General features: G+C 63.8%; 17 protein-coding genes. 9 read left to right on the forward strand and 8 right to left on the reverse strand.

Features of this window, described 5'->3' with window-relative positions:
• The first annotated feature begins 68 nt into the window (after window positions 1-68).
• The 8 genes from epd to ACLEJU_RS06860 all read left to right on the forward strand — a co-directional run bounded on the left by epd (window position 69) and on the right by ACLEJU_RS06860 (window position 7,294).
• Entirely contained in the window at window positions 69-1,130 is a 1,062-nt protein-coding gene (gene epd, locus ACLEJU_RS06825; protein ID WP_435424379.1) for an erythrose-4-phosphate dehydrogenase, read from the forward strand.
• 12 nt (window positions 1,131-1,142) lie between these two features.
• Window positions 1,143-2,306, forward strand: a complete 1,164-nt coding sequence (locus ACLEJU_RS06830; RefSeq protein WP_435424378.1) for a phosphoglycerate kinase — start codon at window positions 1,143-1,145, stop codon at window positions 2,304-2,306.
• A 32-nt stretch (window positions 2,307-2,338) separates the two neighbouring features.
• Window positions 2,339-2,557: a hypothetical protein gene (locus ACLEJU_RS06835; protein ID WP_294340297.1), complete on the forward strand. Its 219-nt coding sequence runs from the start codon at window positions 2,339-2,341 to the stop codon at window positions 2,555-2,557.
• Between the two features lie 76 nt (window positions 2,558-2,633).
• Entirely contained in the window at window positions 2,634-2,963 is a 330-nt protein-coding gene (locus ACLEJU_RS06840; RefSeq protein ID WP_435424377.1) for an MliC family protein, read from the forward strand.
• Between the two features lie 100 nt (window positions 2,964-3,063).
• Window positions 3,064-4,128: a class II fructose-bisphosphate aldolase gene (fba, locus tag ACLEJU_RS06845; RefSeq protein ID WP_008093958.1), complete on the forward strand. Its 1,065-nt coding sequence runs from the start codon at window positions 3,064-3,066 to the stop codon at window positions 4,126-4,128.
• Window positions 4,129-4,327: 199 nt separating this feature from the next.
• Window positions 4,328-6,445, forward strand: coding sequence for a putative bifunctional diguanylate cyclase/phosphodiesterase (locus ACLEJU_RS06850; protein WP_435424376.1), 2,118 nt, complete (start codon window positions 4,328-4,330; stop codon window positions 6,443-6,445).
• A gap of 39 nt (window positions 6,446-6,484) precedes the next feature.
• Window positions 6,485-6,985, forward strand: a complete 501-nt coding sequence (locus ACLEJU_RS06855) for a M48 metallopeptidase family protein (RefSeq protein WP_027920691.1) — start codon at window positions 6,485-6,487, stop codon at window positions 6,983-6,985.
• A 12-nt stretch (window positions 6,986-6,997) separates the two neighbouring features.
• Window positions 6,998-7,294 (forward strand): winged helix-turn-helix domain-containing protein, encoded by a 297-nt coding sequence (locus ACLEJU_RS06860; protein WP_023378388.1) that lies wholly within the window; start codon window positions 6,998-7,000, stop codon window positions 7,292-7,294.
• Here ACLEJU_RS06860 and ACLEJU_RS06865 read toward each other — a convergent pair.
• On the reverse strand, window positions 7,269-7,742 hold the full coding sequence (locus ACLEJU_RS06865) for a GNAT family N-acetyltransferase (protein ID WP_435424375.1): 474 nt from the start codon (window positions 7,740-7,742) through the stop codon (window positions 7,269-7,271). The genes ACLEJU_RS06860 and ACLEJU_RS06865 overlap by 26 nt on opposite strands.
• Window positions 7,743-7,907: 165 nt before the next feature.
• Between ACLEJU_RS06865 and ACLEJU_RS06870 the strand changes: the two genes are divergently transcribed.
• Window positions 7,908-8,645, forward strand: coding sequence for a substrate-binding periplasmic protein (locus ACLEJU_RS06870; RefSeq protein WP_435424374.1), 738 nt, complete (start codon window positions 7,908-7,910; stop codon window positions 8,643-8,645).
• Between the two features lie 106 nt (window positions 8,646-8,751).
• On the opposite strand, the gene yccS is transcribed toward ACLEJU_RS06870, so the two are convergent.
• The 7 genes from yccS to ACLEJU_RS06905 all read right to left on the reverse strand — a co-directional run bounded on the left by yccS (window position 8,752) and on the right by ACLEJU_RS06905 (window position 19,937).
• A complete protein-coding gene (gene yccS, locus ACLEJU_RS06875) occupies window positions 8,752-10,935 on the reverse strand; it encodes a YccS family putative transporter (protein WP_435424373.1) in 2,184 nt (727 codons plus the stop codon).
• A gap of 83 nt (window positions 10,936-11,018) precedes the next feature.
• Window positions 11,019-12,200, reverse strand: a complete 1,182-nt coding sequence (locus ACLEJU_RS06880) for an NAD(P)/FAD-dependent oxidoreductase (RefSeq protein WP_435424372.1) — start codon at window positions 12,198-12,200, stop codon at window positions 11,019-11,021.
• 135 nt (window positions 12,201-12,335) lie between these two features.
• Window positions 12,336-13,670 (reverse strand): ATP-dependent RNA helicase DbpA, encoded by a 1,335-nt coding sequence (gene dbpA / locus ACLEJU_RS06885; RefSeq protein ID WP_435425583.1) that lies wholly within the window; start codon window positions 13,668-13,670, stop codon window positions 12,336-12,338.
• Window positions 13,671-13,782: 112 nt separating this feature from the next.
• Window positions 13,783-15,210 carry a multidrug transporter subunit MdtD gene (mdtD, locus tag ACLEJU_RS06890; protein ID WP_435425579.1) on the reverse strand — a complete coding sequence of 476 codons (1,428 nt, stop codon included), beginning with the start codon at window positions 15,208-15,210 and terminating at the stop codon, window positions 13,783-13,785.
• Window positions 15,211-15,341: 131 nt separating this feature from the next.
• The gene (locus ACLEJU_RS06895; protein WP_435425580.1) at window positions 15,342-16,661 is read right to left on the reverse strand and encodes a TldD/PmbA family protein; all 1,320 of its coding nucleotides are present in this window, start codon (window positions 16,659-16,661) and stop codon (window positions 15,342-15,344) included.
• Entirely contained in the window at window positions 16,661-18,103 is a 1,443-nt protein-coding gene (locus ACLEJU_RS06900; RefSeq protein ID WP_435425581.1) for a TldD/PmbA family protein, read from the reverse strand. Before ACLEJU_RS06900 ends, ACLEJU_RS06895 begins: the two co-directional genes overlap by 1 nt.
• A gap of 31 nt (window positions 18,104-18,134) precedes the next feature.
• Window positions 18,135-19,937: an acyl-CoA dehydrogenase gene (locus ACLEJU_RS06905; RefSeq protein ID WP_435425582.1), complete on the reverse strand. Its 1,803-nt coding sequence runs from the start codon at window positions 19,935-19,937 to the stop codon at window positions 18,135-18,137.
• Window positions 19,938-20,046 lie beyond the last annotated feature (109 nt).

Genomic DNA, 20,046 nt, shown 5'->3' on the forward strand with positions numbered 1-20,046 from the left:
GAGCGGCCTTGCGTCGCGATGGGCCGCAAGGCGGCCCCAACAGCCATCATGCGTTAGCGAGCCAACGAATGCCCCACCCGCGTCCCTACAAAGTTGCACTCAACGGTTATGGCCGCATCGGCCGCTGTGTCCTGCGCGCACTGTTCGAGCGGGGGGCAAAGGCCGGTTTCGAGATCGTTGCGCTGAATGACCTGGCTGATCAGGCCAGCATCGAATACCTGACACGCTTCGACTCCACCCACGGGCGGTTCCCTGGCGAGGTGAAGGTTGACGGCGACTGTCTGCACATCAATGGCGACTGCGTGAGAGTCATGCGCAGCGCTACGCCTGAAGGCATCGACTGGGCGGCATTGGGCGTCGACCTGGTGCTGGAGTGCTCCGGCGTCTACCACACCCGTGCCGATGGCCAGCGTTTCCTCGATGCCGGTGCGCCGCGCGTATTGTTCTCGCAGCCGATGGCCAGCGAGGCCGATGTCGATACCACCGTGGTCTATGGCATCAACCAGGATTGCCTGACGGGCAACGAACGCCTGGTGTCCAACGCCTCCTGCACCACCAACTGTGGCGTACCGCTGCTGCGCGTGCTGGACAAGGCATTCGGCATCGAATACGTGCAGATCACCACCATCCACTCGGCGATGAACGACCAGCCGGTGATCGATGCCTATCACCACGAAGACCTGCGCCGTACGCGTTCGGCCTTCCAGTCGGTGATCCCGGTGTCCACTGGCCTGGCGCGTGGCATCGAACGCCTGCTTCCGGAACTTGCCGGGCGAATCCAGGCCAAAGCGGTACGCGTGCCGACCGTCAACGTCTCGTGCCTGGACATCACCCTGCAGACCGCCCGCGACACCAGTGCGGCCGAGGTCAACCGGGTGCTGCGCGAGGCGGCGCAGAGCGGCCCGCTCAAAGGCTTGCTGGCCTACACCGAGCTGCCTCACGCCAGCTGTGATTTCAACCATGACCCGCATTCGGCCATCGTCGATGCCAGCCAGACCCGCGTCTCAGGCCCACGCCTGGTGAACCTGCTGGCTTGGTTCGACAACGAATGGGGGTTCGCCAACCGTATGCTCGACGTTGCCGAACACTATCTGCACGTCGTCCACCCAACCCGCAGCAAACAGCCCTGAAGGACTGCATTCATGACCGTGTTGAAGATGACCGACCTCGACCTGCAAGGTAAGCGCGTACTGATCCGCGAAGACCTCAACGTACCTGTGAAGGACGGTGTGGTAACCAGCGATGCGCGTATCCTGGCAGCGCTGCCGACCATCAAGCTGGCCCTGGAAAAGGGTGCGGCGGTAATGGTCTGCTCGCACCTGGGCCGCCCGACCGAAGGCGAGTTCTCAGCCGAGAACAGCCTCAAGCCGGTTGCCGATTACCTGAGCAAGGCCCTGGGCCGCGAAGTGCCACTGGTTGCCGACTATCTGGACGGCGTTCAGGTCAACGCGGGTGACCTGGTGCTGTTCGAGAACGTACGCTTCAACAAGGGCGAGAAGAAGAACGCCGACGAGCTGGCACAGAAGTACGCCGCCCTGTGCGACGTGTTCGTCATGGATGCTTTCGGCACCGCTCACCGCGCTGAAGGTTCCACCCATGGCGTTGCCAAGTTCGCCAAGGTCGCTGCCGCCGGCCCGCTGCTGGCAGCAGAACTGGATGCACTGGGCAAGGCCCTGAAAGCCCCGGCCAAGCCGATGGCGGCCATCGTCGCCGGCTCCAAGGTGTCGACCAAGCTGGACGTGCTGAACAGCCTGAGCAGCGTCTGCGACCAGCTGATCGTTGGTGGCGGCATTGCCAACACCTTCCTCGCCGCTGCCGGCCACCCGGTCGGCAAGTCGCTGTACGAGCCTGACCTGGTCGACACCGCCAAGGCTATCGCCGCCAAGGTCAGCGTGCCGCTGCCAGTCGACGTGGTGGTTGCCAAGGCCTTTGCCGAAGACGCCGAAGCCACCGTCAAGGCCATCGCCGACGTAGCCGCCGATGACATGATCCTGGATATCGGCCCGCAGACCGCAGCCAATTTCGCCGAGCTGCTGAAGTCGTCGAAGACCATCCTGTGGAACGGCCCGGTCGGCGTGTTCGAGTTCGACCAGTTCGGCAACGGCACCCAGGTGCTGGCCAAGGCCATTGCTGAGAGCGCCGCGTTCTCCATCGCCGGTGGTGGCGATACCCTGGCTGCCATCGACAAATATGGCGTCAGCAAGGAAATCTCCTACATTTCTACCGGTGGCGGTGCCTTCCTCGAGTTCGTCGAAGGCAAAGTGCTGCCCGCCGTGGCGATCCTGGAAGAGCGGGCAAAAGCCTGACAATGGCGGCGCCTGGCAAAGGGAGCGACCTGATGGTCAAGCAATTGCCTGTGATGATCCTGGCCGGCCTGCTGGGCGCTTGCTCCAGCGGTCCGTCCACGGATGCCGACCCGGCGCAGCCGCCCAAGGGCGGTTGCTACCAGTCCGAGTGGCAGGCCGAGACCGTGCCGGTCATCAGCAAGCGCGTCGGCCCGCAAGGCCTGGAAAAGTACGACGAAGAACACCAGCACCAGGCGCCGGGTTGCCCTTGACGAGAACGACCGAATCCAGCGTTTCGTCGGGGCAGGCAACCAAGCGGCCGCTGTGTGGTCATCTAGAGGATATGTAATGAAAGCGCTGCTGGCCTCGATGGCCCTGGCGACACTGGCAGGATGCTCGCTGATGCAGCCTGCGCCTTCCGCCCCGGCGGACAACTGGACCCGCTGGGTCTGTGACACCCAGGCCGAAGTGCTGTGGCGCTTCGCTGATGCACAACGGGACCAGGTAGACGTGCGCCTCGGCGGCGGTGACCAGGTCTATCGGCTCAAGGCCGAGCCGGGCGCCTCTGGCGCGCTGTACAGCGATGGCGTGCTGGCCTTCCACACCAAGGGCGATGAAGGCCTGGTGTACTGGGTGGCAACCAACGATCTGATTGGGCGGGGCTGCAAGGCACCGTGACTGGCCGGGCCGCACAGGCGGCCCACACTACTTGAACAGCAACCGCCCCTGCGGCAGGCTTGCACGAAACAAACGACGCTTGTCGGGAGAGAGATACACAATGGCACTCATTAGCATGCGCCAGATGCTGGACCACGCCGCCGAGTTCGGTTACGGCGTTCCGGCTTTCAACGTCAACAACCTCGAGCAGATGCGCGCCATCATGGAAGCGGCCGACAAGACCGACTCCCCGGTGATCGTCCAGGCTTCGGCCGGTGCCCGCAAGTACGCCGGTGCCCCGTTCCTGCGCCACCTGATCCTGGCCGCGATCGAAGAGTTCCCGCACATCCCGGTGTGCATGCACCAGGACCACGGCACCAGCCCTGACGTCTGCCAGCGCTCGATCCAGCTGGGCTTCAGCTCGGTAATGATGGACGGTTCGCTGGGTGAAGACGGCAAGACCCCGACCGACTACGAATACAACGTCCGCGTTACCCAGCAGACCGTGGCCATGGCCCACGCCTGCGGCGTTTCGGTGGAAGGCGAGCTGGGCTGCCTGGGTTCGCTGGAAACCGGCATGGCCGGTGAAGAAGACGGCATCGGTGCCGAAGGCGTGCTGGATCACAGCCAGATGCTGACCGACCCGGAAGAGGCCGCCGACTTCGTCAAGAAGACCCAGGTCGACGCCCTGGCCATCGCCATCGGCACCAGCCACGGTGCCTACAAGTTCACCAAGCCGCCTACCGGTGACGTGCTGGCCATCGACCGCATCAAGGAAATCCACAAGCGTATCCCTAACACCCACCTGGTGATGCACGGTTCTTCCTCGGTACCGCAAGAGTGGCTGGCGATCATCAACCAGTACGGCGGCGACATCAAAGAGACCTACGGCGTACCGGTCGAAGAGATCGTCGAAGGCATCAAGCACGGCGTGCGCAAGGTCAACATCGACACCGACCTGCGCCTGGCGTCCACCGGTGCCATGCGCCGTCTGATGGCACAGAACCCGAGCGAGTTCGACCCGCGCAAGTTCTTCGGTGAAACCGTGAAAGCCATGCGTGACGTGTGCATCGCCCGTTACGAAGCATTCGGTACCGCTGGCAATGCCTCGAAGATCAAGCCGATCTCCCTGGAAGGCATGTTCCAGCGCTATCTGAAGGGTGAGCTGGCCGCCAAGGTCAACTGATCCACAGGTGCAGCCCTGAAAAACCCGCAGCGATGCGGGTTTTTTTATGTGTCGAAAATGCTGCAAGGCGACCGTTAGTCGGCTACCGTGAAACTAATTCACTGATAGCGATCTGATTGCATTGCTTGTCGCATCCGCAGGTCTAGAGTATCAATCGGATCCAATAGCAAGTCGAAGTCGGTCAAATAAGAGAAGCAGCATGGATGGCGCTTACCCTCAACCACTGGATGGCAAATCGGTTCTCCTGGTAGTAGACGACTACCCGGAAAACCTCATTAGCATGCGGGCCTTGCTGGCGCGCAATGATTGGCACGTGTTGACGGCAAGCTCGGGGATGGAAGCCCTGGGTACGTTGCTCGAACACGAGGTCGATCTGGTCCTGCTCGATGTGCAGATGCCCGAAATGGACGGCTTCGAGGTCGCCCGGCTGATGCGCGGCAGCCAACGAACCCGGCTGACCCCGATCATCTTCCTCACCGCCAACGAGCAGTCCGATGCCGCCGTGCTCAAGGGCTACGCCAGCGGTGCGGTGGATTACCTGTTCAAACCGTTTGATCCGCAGATTCTCAAGCCCAAGGTCCAGGCGCAGCTGGATCAGCAGCGCAACCGGCGCATGCTCCAGCGCTTGACCCGCGAGCTGGAGGCCGCCCGGGCGTTCAACGCCTCGATCCTGGAAAATGCCGCCGAAGGCATCCTGGTGGTCGATGCCGAGGGCGTCATCAGTTTTGCCAACCCGGCGATCTCGCGCTTGATGCACACCCCGGTCGAGCAACTGCAAGGGGTGCACCTGCTCGATCTGCTGCAGTTGGCCAATGCCACCCTGTGGAGCGAGTCCGAGTTCCACAACGCTTATCTCACCCGGCAGATCGTGCGCGTTCATGATGCCCATCTACGTATTCCGGGCAGTCTGGTGCCCGTGGCACTGTCCTGTGCGCCTTTGCCTGCGGAGCAGCAGGCCATGGTGGTGACGGTGCTCGACATGTCGGTGGAGCGCAACCTGCACCAGCAGCTCGAGTACCAGGCGGTGACCGACCCTTTGACCGGGCTGCTCAACCGCCGCGGCTTCTACCAGGCAGCAGAAGGCGTACTGTTGCGCGGCGAGCGCTCGAACAAGGTCCAGGCCCTGATGTACATGGACCTGGACGGCTTCAAGCGGATCAACGACTCGTTAGGCCACGAAGCCGGTGACCGGGTGCTGAACTGGGTGGCCGAACAGATCAAGGACTGCCTGGGCAGTGAGGCCCTGCTGGCGCGCATGGGGGGCGATGAATTCACCGCATTGTTCGACGGCCTGCCCTACCCGGAACAGGCCGGGCGGCATGCCGAGAAACTGCTTGAGCGGGTGTCGATCCAGCAGCAGGTGGAAGGCATGGATGTGTGCCTGGGTGTCAGCATCGGTATCGCCACCTACCCCGATTGCGGCGGCAATGTCGAAGGCCTGCTGCGCGCCGCCGATACGGCGATGTATGCCGCCAAGCAGGCCGGTCGCCAGCAGTATCGCTTCTATGATCAGGAGCTCAATGGCCGGGCCCGCTCGCGGCTGATGCTTGAAGACAGCGTTCGCAATGCTGTCGAGGCCCAGGATTTCAGCCTTGTGTACCAACCCCAGGTGGCGTTTGCCGATGGCCAGTTACGGGGTTTCGAAGCCTTGTTGCGTTGGCAGCATCCGAGCGTTGGCGATGTGCCGCCCGGGCTGTTTATCCCCTTGCTGGAAGAAGCACGGCTGATCAACCGCCTGGCTAGCTGGATCTACCGCCAGGGTGCCGCTCAGCGCCAGGCCTGGTGCCAGCGTTTCGCCCCGGAACTGGTCTTGGGTATCAGCCTGAGCCGCGCGCAGTTCACCATGCCCAGCCTGGTCGATGAACTGCAGCGGGTGATCCAGGATTACCAGCTTGACCCGGCGCAACTGGAGGTCGAGGTTGCCGAGACCTCGTTGATGTACAACATCGACACGGCGATCAAGCAGATTCACCGTCTGCGTGAACTGGGCGTGCGCGTGGCGCTGGACGATTTCGGTGCAGGCGACTGTTCGCTGCGCATGTTGCGCGACTTGCCCATCGACACGTTGAAGCTGGACCGCCATCTGGTGGCGCGCCTGCCAGACTCGGCGGCGGATGCCGCGCTGGTGCGCAGTGTCATCGGGTTGTGCGCGGATTACCGCATCACCGTGATCGCTGAGGGTGTTGAAACAGAAGCCCAAGCTGCGTGGCTGAAGGCAAACGGTTGCGCTTACGTTCAGGGCTTCCTGGTCGCGCACCCGATGACGGCGGCTGATGCCAGTGGCTTTCCGGCGATTTTTCCCTGGCTGCGGCCGTGATTGGCTAGAATCGGCATTCGTTACGTCGAATGCCGTGCCATGACCGTATTACGCTATTTGCAAGCCTACCCACCGCACCTGCAGGAGCAGGTGCGGCAGATGATCGACAGCGACCGCCTGGGCGAGTACCTGCAGCGCCGCTACCCAGGGCGCCACGACGTGCAGAGCGACAAGGCGCTGTACGGCTATGCCCAGGACCTGCGCCAGCAATACCTGCGCAGTGCACCCAACCTGGACAAGGTGCTGTTCGACAACCGCCTGGACCTGACCCATCGGGCCCTGGGGCTCAATACCGCGGTTTCGCGGGTGCAGGGCGGCAAGCTCAAGGCTAAGAAGGAAATCCGCATTGCCTCGCTGTTCAAGGAGGCGGCGCCCGAGTTCCTGCGCATGATCGTGGTGCACGAGCTGGCGCACTTGCGCGAGCGCGATCACAACAAGGCGTTCTACCAGCTTTGCCAGCACATGGAGCCGGCTTACCACCAATTGGAATTCGACCTGCGCGTCTACCTGACCTACCGGGAGTTGCCAGGCAACCTGTAAGGATCACGCAGCATGGATGTGAGCAAGACCAAGAGCAGTTTCTACCGCCGCCTGTATGTGGCCTGGCTGATCGACAGCCAGACCGCCACCAGCGTGCCGGCGCTGATGGAGGCTACCGGCATGCCTCGGCGTACGGCACAGGACACCATCGCCGCACTCGCCGACCTGGACATCGTCTGCGAGTTCGAGCAGCAGGAAGGCGCGCGCAACCATGCCGGGCATTACCGCATCCATGACTGGGGGGCGATCGACAAGCAGTGGATCATCCAGCACCTGCGCCAGATCAGGGAAGTACTGGGGTATCCATGACCTTGCGCATGCCGATATGCGGAATGTCATCCTCGAGGTATTGGTCACCCACCACTGTAAATCCGTGCCGGGCATAGAACCCTTGCAGGTGCGCCTGCGCCGACAGATAGACCGGCGTCCCGTGCCAGCAGTGGCCGGCCGCTTCCAGCCCTTTCATCAGCAGCGGATGACCGAGTTTCAGCTCGCGCACCTCGGGTGAAGTCACCACCCGCCCGATGACCACATCACCGCCCTGCGACTGCGGATCGAGCAGGCGCAGGTAGGCGACCAGCTTGTCGTCCTGCCAGCCCATCAAGTGCAGGGTGTCGCCTGTCAGGTCCTGGCCATCGACTTCCTGGTAGGCGCAGCGTTGCTCGACCACGAACACGGCGGTACGCAGTTGCAGGATGGCGTAGAGCTCATGTTTGTCGAGGTCGGAGTGATGCTTGCAAAGCCAGTGGATGGACATGGGTAACTCCTGATATGGAAGGCTGATCATCGCAAATTTTCAAAGCTCGGCCAAAATAGAGGCTAAATGACATTATTGGCCGCTGCCCCAGGCAACGGCTTTGTGTAATCTCATTTGCGAATCGCCTTCCACAGCGTGTGCCTCCCACTGCAAAAGGACTTCTGCATGCGGCCACTGCTTTGCGCGTTGGGTTTGCTGGGCGTGCTCCTGGCAGTACCTGCATCCGGCCATGACAGGCTGCGGCTGGTGGCCGACAACTGGCCGCCGTTCACCGACAGCGCCATGCCGGGCGGCGGCCTGGCAACCAGCCTGGTCAGCACGGCGCTGGCCCGTGCCGGGTATGCCAGCGGCTACGAGGAAGTGCCTTGGGCGCGGGCCTTGATGGGCATTGGTGAAGGGCGCTACGACGTGCTGATCAGCGCCTGGTACAACGACGGGCGCAAACTGATCGGGCAGTTTTCCAAGGGCTACCTGAGCAATCGCATTCGCCTGCTCAAGCGCACAGGCGATGGGTTTCGCTACCAAAACCAGGCTGACCTTTATCCCTACAGCATTGCGGTCGTGCGTGATTATGCCTATTCACCCGCGTTCGATGGTGATACCCGCTTGCACAAGGTGGAGGTACGCAACTTCTCGACTGCCGTGCGCATGCTGGCAGCCGGAAGAGTGAACCTGGCCGTGGAGGATGAGTACGTGGCGCGCTACAACCTGCAGCGCGAGCCGCAGGAAGTACGCGATGGCGTGACGTTGGTGGAGCCACTGCTGGCGGAGAATAGCCTGCATATTCTGGTGAGCCTGAAGCACCCCGATCACCAGCAGATCGTCGAGCGCTTCGAGCAGGCCATCGCGGCGATGAAGGCCGATGGCAGCTATGCAAGGTTGATGCGCCAGCATGGCTTCTGATATCAATCACCTGTGCCGGCCCTTTCGCGGGCAAGCCCGCTCCCACAAGGAATCGCGTACCCCTGTGGGAGCGGGCATGCCCGCGAAAGGGCCGGCACAGGCGAACTCAGGTCGCGGGCGCTTCCTTGATCAGGTGGGCCGCCAAGGTCCGTAAGGGCCCCAGCTGCCGGCAGATCAATGCCAACTGTGTCTGCACCAACCGCTGGTGCTCATCCAGTTCTTCCGGCATCTGCTCCAGGGCATCTGCCAGCGCTTCTTCGGCATCACTGTGAATCGCCACTGGTAGCCGCGCTGCCAGGCCATTGGCAATCTCGTCGAGGCTATTGGCCAGGCTCTGTCCGGCGCCATCGATCAACTGCTCCTGCACCTCTGCCGGCAAGGCCGTATCGCGGTGCGCGCCCAACCCCGACAGGTAACTGAGCAAGGTGTGCGACAAAACCAGGAAGCGGAAACCAACATCGGCCTCCTTGCGGAAATGCCCCGGCTCCATGAGCATGTTGGCCAGTGTGGTCGACAGCGCCGCATCGGCATTGTGGGCGTTGCGCCGGGCCAGGCGGTAGGCGAGGTCGTCGCGCTTGCCGTGGGCGTATTGCTGCATGATCTGGCGCAGGTACACGCTGGCGCAGGCCAGGGTATTGGCCAGTGCCTTGTTCAGGCGCCGGCCCTGCCAGTCGGGGAGGAACAGGAACACCGCGAGAATGGCGATCAGGCTGCCGACCAAGGTATCGAACAGGCGCGGCAGGAACAGGCCGTAGCCATCGCCGATCTGGTTGAAGCAGAACAGCACCATCAGCGTGATGGCTGCCGTGGCCAGGGTGTAGCGGGTGGTGCGGTTGACGAAGAACACCACGCCCGCAGCCACGGCGAACAGCGACTGGATGACCGGGTTGGGGAACAGGTCGAACAGCGCCCAGCCGACGGTCAGGCCGATCGCGGTGCCGAAGATCCGCTGCACCAGCTTGCGCCGGGTGGCGCCGTAGTTGGGCTGGCAGACAAACAGCGTGGTCAGGATGATCCAGTATCCCTGGGTCGGGTGGATCAGGTGCACCATACCGTAACCGATCGACAGCGCCAGTGGCAGGCGCAAGGCGTGGCGGAACAGCAGTGAGGTCGGCGTCAACTGGGTGCGCAGGCGCGTCCACACGTCCTTCAGCGTGCGTGGCGAGCGGTCGAGCAGGCTGCTGTCGCTGGCATCGGCCAGGCTGTCGGGGTTGCTCGCGGCACTGAGCAGGCGGTCGAGGGTCGCCAGGTTGGCGGCCAAGGCGCGCAGCGAGCGCAGCAGGCCGCGCCAGGCCGGGTTGCTCTGGATGCGCAGGTGTTCAAGCGAGGCGTTGAGGTCTTCGAGTGCTTCGGCAAAACCGGTGGCCAGCACGAAGGGCTGGCGCAGGCGGATCGAGCGGGCGAGTTCCTGGCAGGAGGCGCCTTGTTTGCGCAGCAGGCGTTGGCAGCGGAACATCACATCGCTGTGGAAGAACGCCTCGTTGAGGGCGTTGTAAGGGTAGTGCGAGGCGCTGACCCGTTCGTGGATGTCCTGAGCCAGGAAGTACAGTTTGAGGTAGCGGCTGACCTTGGAATTCGGCTGGCTGTTGCCGACCCTGTGCAGGATGATTTCCTTGGCCGCATTGAGCGCCGCCACCACCTTGCCATTCTGCCGGGCCAGCTCCAGGCGCTGGGCTTCGACATCGAGGTTGCGGATCGGCTCGAACAGGCTGGCCTTGAGCTTGAGGTAGCTGCCGAGTTCGTAGAACAGCTTGGCCAGGCTCTGTTGCACCGGCTGGTTGGAAAACAACGCCTGCCACAGCACCGAAAGCAGGCCGTACCAGGCTGCGCCCGCCACCAGCAGCATCGGCTCGTGCCAGAAATCGGTGACCTGGCCGCCACGCTGGTCCACGCCAATCATGGTGTATACCGAGGTGATCAGCGTCGCCGAAGCAATCGCGCCATAGCGCTCGCCAAGGGCGCCGAGCATGGTCAGGCCGAACGCTGCCAGCGCCAGGGCGATGACGAAGATCCACGGATAGGGGAACAGCAGCTCGACCGCCAGCGCGGCGATGGCAAAGCAGGTAAGGGTTACGGCGAGGGCGCTGAGGCGGCCCTGCCAGCTGTCATCGGTCTCGGCCAGGGCACTGGCGATGATGCCGAGGAACAGCGGAATCAGCAGGGCCATCTCGTTCTGGTACCAGCACAGGGCCAGGCTCCCGGTGAGGGCGATGGTAACCCGGATGCTGTAGCTGAACTTGTCTTGGCCCCACAGGCGACGCAGTGACTGACGGAACGAACTCGATGACATGATGGCCTGCTAGGCAGTGATCGAATGAATGCATTGCAGCACGGCCAGCAAGAAGCGTTCCGTGCTGCTGAATGGATTCTACTCTACACGAACTGCGCAGCGGCGTTGGCAGATGCCCAGGCCCACTGGAAGTTGAAGCCGCCGAGATGGCCGGTGACGTCGAGCACTTCGCCGATGAAGTACAGGCCGGGGCTTTTCAGCGATTCCATGGTCTTGGACGACACTTCGCGGGTGTCGACTCCACCAAGGGTCACTTCTGCGGTGCGGTAGCCTTCGGTGCCGGCGGGCACTACCTGCCAGTTCGCCAGTTTTTCCGCGATCTGTGCCAGTTCCGCCGGGGTGTACTGTTTCATCGGCTTGGACTCGAACCACTGCTCGGCCAGCAGATTGGCCAGCTTGCGGGTGAATACCTCGCCCAGCACGGTCTTCAGTTCGGCGTTGGCACGTTCCGCTTGCATCTGTTGCAGCCAGCTCAGCGCGTCACGGTCGGGCAGCAGGTTGATCTCCACCGTGTCGCCGGCTTCCCAGAACGACGAGATCTGCAGGATCGCCGGGCCACTCAGGCCGCGGTGGGTGAACAGCAGGTTCTCACGGAAACTGGTGCCGTTGCAGCTGGCCGTGCAGTCCAGCGAGGTACCCGACAGTTCGGTGCACAGTGCCTTGAGTTGGGGCTCGGTGATGGTGAACGGCACCAACCCGGCGCGGGTCGGCAGCAGGGTGTGGCCGAACTGGCGGGCCACCTGGTAACCAAAGCCGGTAGCGCCCAGGGTCGGAATCGACAGGCCGCCGGTGGCGATCACCAGCGACTGGCAGGCGAACTGGCCGCCGCTGGTCTGCAGCAGGTAGCCACCTTCGGTGTTCTCGATGTGTTCGATGCTGGTGTGCATGCGGATTTCGGCGCCCGCGTCGTCACATTCGGCCAGCAGCATGTCGAGGATGTCGCTGGCCTTGTTGTCGCAGAACAGCTGGCCGAGCTTCTTCTCGTGGTACGCAACGCCGTGCTTGCTCACCAGTTCGATGAAGTCCCACTGGGTGTAGCGGGCCAGGGCCGACTTACAGAAGTGTGCGTTGTGCGAGAGGAAGTTGGCCGGCTCGGTGTACATGTTGGTGAAGTTGCAGCGCCCGCCGCCAGACATGAGGATCTTCTTGCCGGGCTTGTTGGCGTGGTCGAGCAGCAGCACCCGGCGGCCACGGCGGGCGCTGAGCTGGGCGCACATCAGGCCGGCGGCGCCGGCGCCGAGGATGATCACATCGGTGGAGTGCACGGTGTTACCTCTTCAGAATTGCCGGGGCCGCTTTGCAGCCCTATCGCGACACAAGGCCGCTCCTACAGGAGTATGCAATCCCCTGTAGGAGCGGCCTCGTGTCGCGAAAGGCCCGCAAAGCGGCCCCAAAATAGGTCAGACGATACGGACTTTCAGTGACCGGCCCTTGATCTTGCCGCTGTTCAGGCGCTGCATGGCCTGCTTGGCCAGCGGCCGCTCCACCGCCACAAAGGCCTGGAAGTCGAAGATGGCGATCTTGCCCACCTGCTTGCCCGGGATCCCGGCATCGCCGGTCAGCGCACCCAGGATGTCGCCCGGGCGTAGCTTGTCCTTGCGCCCGGCGGCGATGCACAGCGTGCTCATCAGCGGCAGCAGTGGCTCGCCCTTGTTCTTCAGGCTGTCCAGCTGGTCCCAGCGCAGCGGGCTCTTCTGCAGGTCTTCGATGGCCTGGGCACGATGGCCTTCGGCTGGCGCCACCAGGCTGACCGCGACACCTTTCTCGCCGGCACGGCCGGTACGGCCGACGCGGTGTACGTGAATCTCGGCATCACGCGCCAACTCGACGTTGATGACCATGTCCAGGCCGTCGATATCCAGGCCGCGGGCCGCCACGTCAGTGGCCACCAGTACCGAACTGCTGCGGTTGGCGAACATGGTCAGCACCTGGTCGCGGTCACGCTGCTCCAGGTCGCCATGCAGGGCCTGGGCGACGATACCCTTGGCGGTCAGGTGGACAACCACGTCCTCGCATTGCTGCTTGGTGAAGCAGAACGCCACGCACGATTGCGGGCGATAGTGGCCAAGCACGCGGGTGACGGCCTCCAGGCGTTGCTGCGGGTCGATCTCGATGAAACGCTGCTCGATCTGGTTGTCGGCGTGCAGGCTTTCGACCTTGACCTGCTGCGGCTTGCGCATGAAATCGGCGGCCAGTTGCTCGATGCCGGCCGGGTAGGTGGCCGAGAACAGCAGGGTCTGACGACGCGACGGGGTCTTGCCGATGATGCTGGCGATGGCGTCGAAGAAACCCATGTCGAGCATGCGGTCGGCTTCGTCCAGCACCAGTGTGTTCAGGCCGTCGAGCACCAGGGTGCCCTTGTCCAGATGCTGCTGGATGCGCCCGGGGGTGCCGACGATGATGTGTGCACCGTGCTCCAGCGAGGCGATCTGCGGGCCCAGCGACACGCCGCCGCAGAGGGTGAGGATCTTGATGTTGTCTTCGGCCCGGGCCAGGCGGCGCAGTTCCTTGGCCACCTGGTCGGCCAGCTCGCGGGTCGGGCACAGCACCAGCGCCTGGCAGCCGAAGTAGCGCGGATTGATCGGGTTTAGCAGGCCGATGCCGAAGGCGGCGGTCTTGCCACTGCCGGTCTTGGCCTGGGCGATCAGGTCCTGGCCGCGCAGGATGACGGGCAGGCTCTGGGCCTGGATCGGTGTCATCGAGGCATAGCCGAGGGCGTCCAGGTTGGCCAGCATGGCGGTGGACAGCGGCAAGGTGGCAAAGGCGGTGGATTCGGTGGTCACGAGGCGGGCCTGCGGTGCGAAGCGAAAAATGCCGCACAGTCTACCAGCCTCATGGCCATTCGCCCTACGACTCCATGTGTTGTTCCGGACGACGGGCACGCCTTCCGTCTGTCGGCGACAGTTGCAGGAAGATCGCCGCCGCCAGCATGGCCATCACACCGATGGTGACGAAGGTCAGCTGGAAGGCGCCCAACGTGGTCTCCACCCCCTCGGCGCTGCCCGCCGCAGTGAAACCGCCGAGCAAGGCACCGGCGCAAGCCACGCCGAGGCTCAGCGACAGTTGCGCGACCACCGACAGCAGGCTGTTGCCGCTGCTGGCGCTGGCGTCGTTGAGGTCGATCAGGGTCACCGTGTTCATCGCCGTGAACTGCATCGAGTTGACTGCGCCAAGCAAGGCCAGCTGCACCAGCAGCAGGGCATACGGCGTCTGCTCGTCGACCAGGCCCAGGCTGGCCAGCAGAATGCCCAGCAGCAAGGTGTTGCCGGTCAGCACGATGCGGTAGCCCAGGCGCTCGATCAAGGGTCGGGCGACGGACTTGGCAAGCATCGCCGAGGCGGCCAGCGGAATCATGCTCATGCCGGCCTGGGCTGGCGAATAGCCCAGCGCTACCTGCAACAACAACGGCACCAGGAACGGCAAGGCACCGCTGCCCAGCCGCGAAAACAGGTTACCGAGAATGCCGATGGCGAAGGTGCGCACGCGGAACAGGCTCGGCGAGAACAGCGGTTCCGGGTCGCGCCCGGCGCGCAGCCAGTAGGCCGCCAGGCAGGCCATGCCGGCGAACAGCAGCAACATCACCCGCAGGTGCGGCAGGTGCAGCTCGCCCAGGCCTTCCATGGCGATGGTGATCAGCACCATCGCTGCGCCGAACAGGATGAAGCCCGGCGTGTCGAAGCGGGTGCGTTCAGCGCCGCGCAGGTCGGGGATGAATTTCCAGACTGCGTAGCAGCCGACCAGGCCGACTGGCAGGTTGAGCAGGAAGATCCAGTGCCAGGTAAGGATCTCCACCAACCAGCCGCCCAGGGTCGGGCCCAGCAGCGGGCCGAGCAGGCCGGGGATGGTGATGAAGCTCATGATCCGCACCAGCTCGGTGCGTGGGTAGGCGCGCAGCACCACCAGTCGCCCGACCGGCAGCATCAGTGCGCCGCCCAGGCCCTGCACGACGCGGGCGAAGATCAGGAAGCCGAGGCTGTTGGCCATGGCACACAGCAGCGAGCCGAAGCTGAACAGCAGGATGGCGCTGAAGAAGATGCGCTTGGTGCCGAAGCGGTCGGCGATCCAGCCGGAGGCGGGGATCAGCAAGGCCACGGTTAGCATGTAGGCGATGATCACGCCCTGCATGCGCAGTGGGTCTTCGGCTAGCGAGCGGGCCATGGCCGGCAGGGCGGTGTTGAGGATGGTGCCGTCCAGGGACTGCATGAAGAAGGCGATGGCCACTACCCAGGGGATCCAGCGGGCGGTGGTGGGATCTAACGGAGTGCGTTCGGGCATGGCTTCCTCTTTATGCCTGTGCCGGCCCTTTTCGCGGGGTAAGCCCGCTCCTACAGGATCTCCACCGCCTTTGAATGTGGTCATATTCCTGTAGGAGCGGGCTTGCCCCGCGAAAGGGCCGGTACTGCCAATTACAATGTCAGGGTCAACCCTTTGACCAACGCCCCCGGCAGATGACTCGACCCGGTACTGCGCTGCCCATAGGTGCTGGTCGACAGGATCATCTCGCGCTCGCGGGTCAGGTCTTCCAGTTGGCTGCCGAGCAGGCTGTACAAGCTGTCATCGAAGCGCATGGTGCTCACCGGCCCCTGAATCTCACCGTTCTCCACCCAGAAAGTGGCGAAACGGGTCAGCCCGGTCATGCGCGCCGCTGGCAGGTCAGAGTAGTTCAGGTACCACAGGTTGCTGATGTACAGCCCGGTGCCGAGCCGCTCAAGGATCTGCTCGCTCTGCAAGTTGCCCGGTGCCAGGCTTAGCGCACACGGTGATTCGTAGCTGTCGGCGCCATTGGCCCGCAACTCGAATTCCGCTGCGCTGCGAGCGCTGACCAGCCGCTGCATCGCGTTACCCTGCTGGATGAGTGGCACATCCAGGCGCGGCGAGCCCTCGTCGGAGAATGCCGGGCTCAGCGAGCCGCTGACCTGTTCGCTGAAACTGACCATCGGGTGCAGTTGCGCATCGCCGTTGTACAGGCGCTGCAGTGCACTGTTGCCGGTGGCCAGAGCCTGGGCAGAGAAACCACCCCAGCAGAGCATGCCGGCGATTTCGTCCATGGCCGCAGGTGCCAGGTAAGCGCGGTAGCTGCCGGGCTTGAGGGTCACTGCCGGGCGGCCGAGGAAGCTCAGTTGTTCCCGTGCCAGGCGCAGGCGGGCAGTGAAGTCTTCGGCGCTCCAGCGCTGGCCGGCATAGTTGGCCTTTACCGCCTCGCCGTTCTCGTGGAACAGGCTCCAGTCGACGTTGAAGCTGTTGGCCTGGTGCCAGCCAATGGCCCCGAACGAGCTGGCGAAGCCCCGGCAGATCGGGCCGGCGGCATAGATGCCGACCAGGTCCAGGTCGCCGGCCTCGCGTTCGAGCAGGGCCAGCACTTCGCTCAGCGCGGGCAATGGCTGCTCTTGCTGGCTGTGGCTGTGCCATGCGCTTTCGTCCAGGCGCAGGTACGGGTCGATGGCCAGCAATGGCAGGGTCTGGCGCAGCTGCTCCAGGGCAGCGATCAGGCGTTGCCGGTCAAGTTGCGCGTCGCCACTCAGGGTCACCTGCTGTTCCGCCTGGCGGCCATCGCGGATCAACCGCAGTTGCGCGCTGGCCTGGCTTACGTCGCCGGCCTGGCGCACCTTGGCGTGGTTGAAACGCACGAATTGCGACTGTTCGGCACTGTAACCGAGGGTGAATTGCTCGTCGGCCTGCAGGGCCTGACGCACATCCGCGATCAGGGCTTCGAAAGCGTGTTTCATCAGGCGTCTCCTCCGAAAACGTCGATCTGGCGGAACACGCAGGCGGGCGAAGCATGCCCGACCCGCACCACCTGGTTGGGCTCGCCCTTACCGCAGTTGGGTGTACCCAGGACCTGGAAGGTGCTGCGGTCGCCGACCGCCGCGAGGTTACGCCAGAATTGTGCGGAGATGCCGCGGTAGTTGGGGTTCTTGACGATGCCCTTGAGCTCGCCGTTCTCGATCAGCTGGCCCCATTCGCAGCCGAACTGGAACTTGTTGCGCGCATCGTCGATGGACCAGGAGCGGTTGGTGCGCATCAGAATGCCGTGCTCGATGCCCTGGATCAGCTGGTCGAGGGACTGGTCGCCCGGCTCGATATTGAGATTGGCCATGCGATCGATCGGTGCGCGGTTCCAGCCGCAGGCGCGGCTGTTGGCAACGCCAGCCAGGCCTGAACGGAACTGCGACAGCGCACCACCCAGCGGGCGCAGCAGCAGGCCATCGCGGATCAGGAATTGCTTGCTGGCTTCTGTGCCGTCGTCATCAAAGCTGTAGCTGGCCAGTTCTTCGCCGATGGTCGGGTCGAAGGTCACATTGAGCAATTCGGAACCGTATTGCAGGTGGCCGAAGTCGCTGGCCTTGACGAAACTGGTGCCAGCGTAGTTGCGCTCGTCACCGAGGATGCGGTCCATCTCCAGCGGGTGACCGATGGACTCGTGAATCTGCAGCATCATCTGATCGGGCATCAGTAGCAGATCACGCACGCCGCTAGGGGTGTTCGGCGCCAGCAGCAGTTGCAGTGCCTGATCGGCGACCTGGCGAGCAGCGCCGACGAGGCCACAGCGCTCGACGATTTCGAAGCCGCCTTGCTGGCCGAAGTTGTCGCGGCCCAGGCTGCGGCTCTGGCTGTCCTGGCCATCGCTGGCGGTGACACTGAGGCCCGGGAACAGGAAGCGCTGGGCATGGCGCAGTTCGGCGCCGGCCGAGTTCAGGTAGGTCTGCTCGACCAGGCTCATGCCCAGGCTGGCCTGCCAGTCCACCAGCCGGCTGTCCTTGGGCACGCTGGCCGATTCGGTGGCGAGCAGGCCAAGGCAGTCGGCCAGGCTCGGTACCGGCTGGTCGAAGTTGGGTGAGATGTGGTCGTAGCGAGCGCTGGTCGCCGGCTGCTCGCGCAGGTCGAGCAGGCTGTGCGGGGCAATCTGTCGCGCCAGTGTCTCAGCCTGTTCAAGTGCCCGTTGCAGGCCGGCCTGTGACAGGTCGGCGGTGGCCGCATAGGCTTCCACGCCATTGACCCGCACCGTGAGCATGGCGCCCTCGTCATGGCTGAAGACGGGCGGCTCGGCCACATTGCGGCGAACCGAAAGCGCCTGGTGCGACTGCTTCACATGGCGCAGGGAAAACAACTCGGCCGTACTGCGCAGCGCGGCAAAGCGCTGGCGCAGCAGGGCGCTGGAATCGAACATCTGGAAGCCTCCGTTTTCACGGTGGCTCCCCCTAGAACCACCCGTCTTGCATGGCGAGGCACGTGTCGTCGCGTGCCTCGAGCAATGCCAGGTCATTATGGCAGGCGGGGATTTCCCAGGTCAGGAAATAACGCGCGGCCTGCAGTTTGCCAAGGTAGAAGTCGCGGTCGGCGGGGTTGCCGTCGAGCATGCCGAGTTCGGCGTGGATAGCTTGTTCCAGCCAGCGCCAGCCGATCACACAGTGGCCGAAGACCTTGAGGTACAGGGCGGAATTGGCCAGGGCGCCAGCGACCTTGCCCTGAGCCAGATCGCCAAGCAGCGCCAGGGTTACCGATTGCAGCCGGTTGACCAGTTGCTCCAGCGGCTGGCGCAGAGTGTCGAGGCCTGGGTGGTGGCTGGCGCGTTCGGCAGTGGCGGCGATCAGGCGGATCAGCTGCTTGAGGCCTGCGCCATTGTTCTGCGCCAACTTGCGGCCCAGCAGGTCAAGCGACTGGATACCCTCGGTGCCTTCGTGGATCGGGTTCAGGCGGTTGTCACGGTAGTACTGCTCCACCGGGTACTCGCGGGTGTAGCCGTGGCCGCCAAGAATCTGGATTGCCAGTTCGTTGGCCTTGAGGCAGAAGCTCGAAGGCCAGGACTTGACGATCGGGGTCAGCAGGTCGAGCAGTTGCTGGGCCTGCTTGCGAGCGCTTTCGTCGCTGGCGGTGCGGGTGTCGTCGAACAGGCGCGCTGCGTAGAGGCCCAGGTCGAAGGCACCTTCCACATAGGCCTTCTGTGCCAGCAGCATGCGTTTGACGTCGGTGTGTTCGATGATCGGCACGGCCGGGCTTTGCGGATCCTTGTTGTCCGCCAGGCGGCCCTGCGGCCGCTGGCGGGCGTATTCCAGCGAGTACAGATAGCCGGCGTAGCCGAGCATCACCGCGCCCATGCCGACGCCTATGCGCGCCTCGTTCATCATCTGGAACATGCACGCCAGGCCTTGGTGCGGCTGACCGACCAGATAGCCGACGCACTGACTGTTGTCGCCAAAATTCAGCGCGGTGGAGGTAGTGCCGCGCCAGCCCATCTTGTGGAACAGCCCGGCTAGCAGCACGTCGTTGCGCGGGCCACGGCTGCCGTCTTCGTTGACCAGGTATTTCGGCACGATGAACAGCGATATGCCTTTAACGCCGGGCGGTGCGTCCGGCAGCTTGGCCAGCACCATGTGCACGATGTTTTCCGACAGTGCGTGGTCGCCGCCGGAAATGAAGATCTTGTTGCCCTTGAGTCGGTAGGTGCCGTCACCAGCGGGTTCGGCGCGGGTGCGGATATCGGCGAGCGACGAACCGGCATGGGGCTCGGTCAGTGCCATGGTGCCGAAGTAGCGGCCTTCGATCATCGGCTGCAGGTACAGGCGCTTCTGTTCCTCGGTGCCGAAGCTTTCGATCAGGTTGGCCGCGCCCATGGTCAGGAACGGATAGGCCGTGGTGCCGGCGTTGGCCGCCTGGAAGTGGGCGAAACAGGCCTGCGAGACCAGGCTGGGCAGCTGCATGCCGCCGACGTCGAAATCGCGGTTGGCGTTGAGGAAGCCGGCTTCAAGGAAGGCCTCGACGGCGGGCTTCACCTCGGGGATCAGTTCGGCCCGGCCGTCCACGTAACGCGGCTCGTTTTCGTCGGCCTTGCGATTATGCGGGGCGAAGAACTTTTCGGCGATGGTACGGGCGGTGGCCAGGGCTGCGTCGAAGGTCTCGCGGCTGTGCTCGGCGAAGCGCGGGCGCTGGGTCAGGGCTTCGGCGTCGAGGACTTCGTAGAGTTCGAAGGCGAGGTTGCGGGGGCTGAGCAGGGTCTCGGGCATGGTGGCGGTCCTGGGGCGGGATGCCACGAGTCTAGGGGGTTGGAAGAGGCGGGGGGAGGTTAATAGGTTTGGGTGATATGGGTTTAGAACGGGTGGGGGCATACAGGTG

The organism is Pseudomonas sp. SMN11, from assembly GCF_052041945.1.
Classification (GTDB): Bacteria; Pseudomonadota; Gammaproteobacteria; order Pseudomonadales; family Pseudomonadaceae; genus Aquipseudomonas.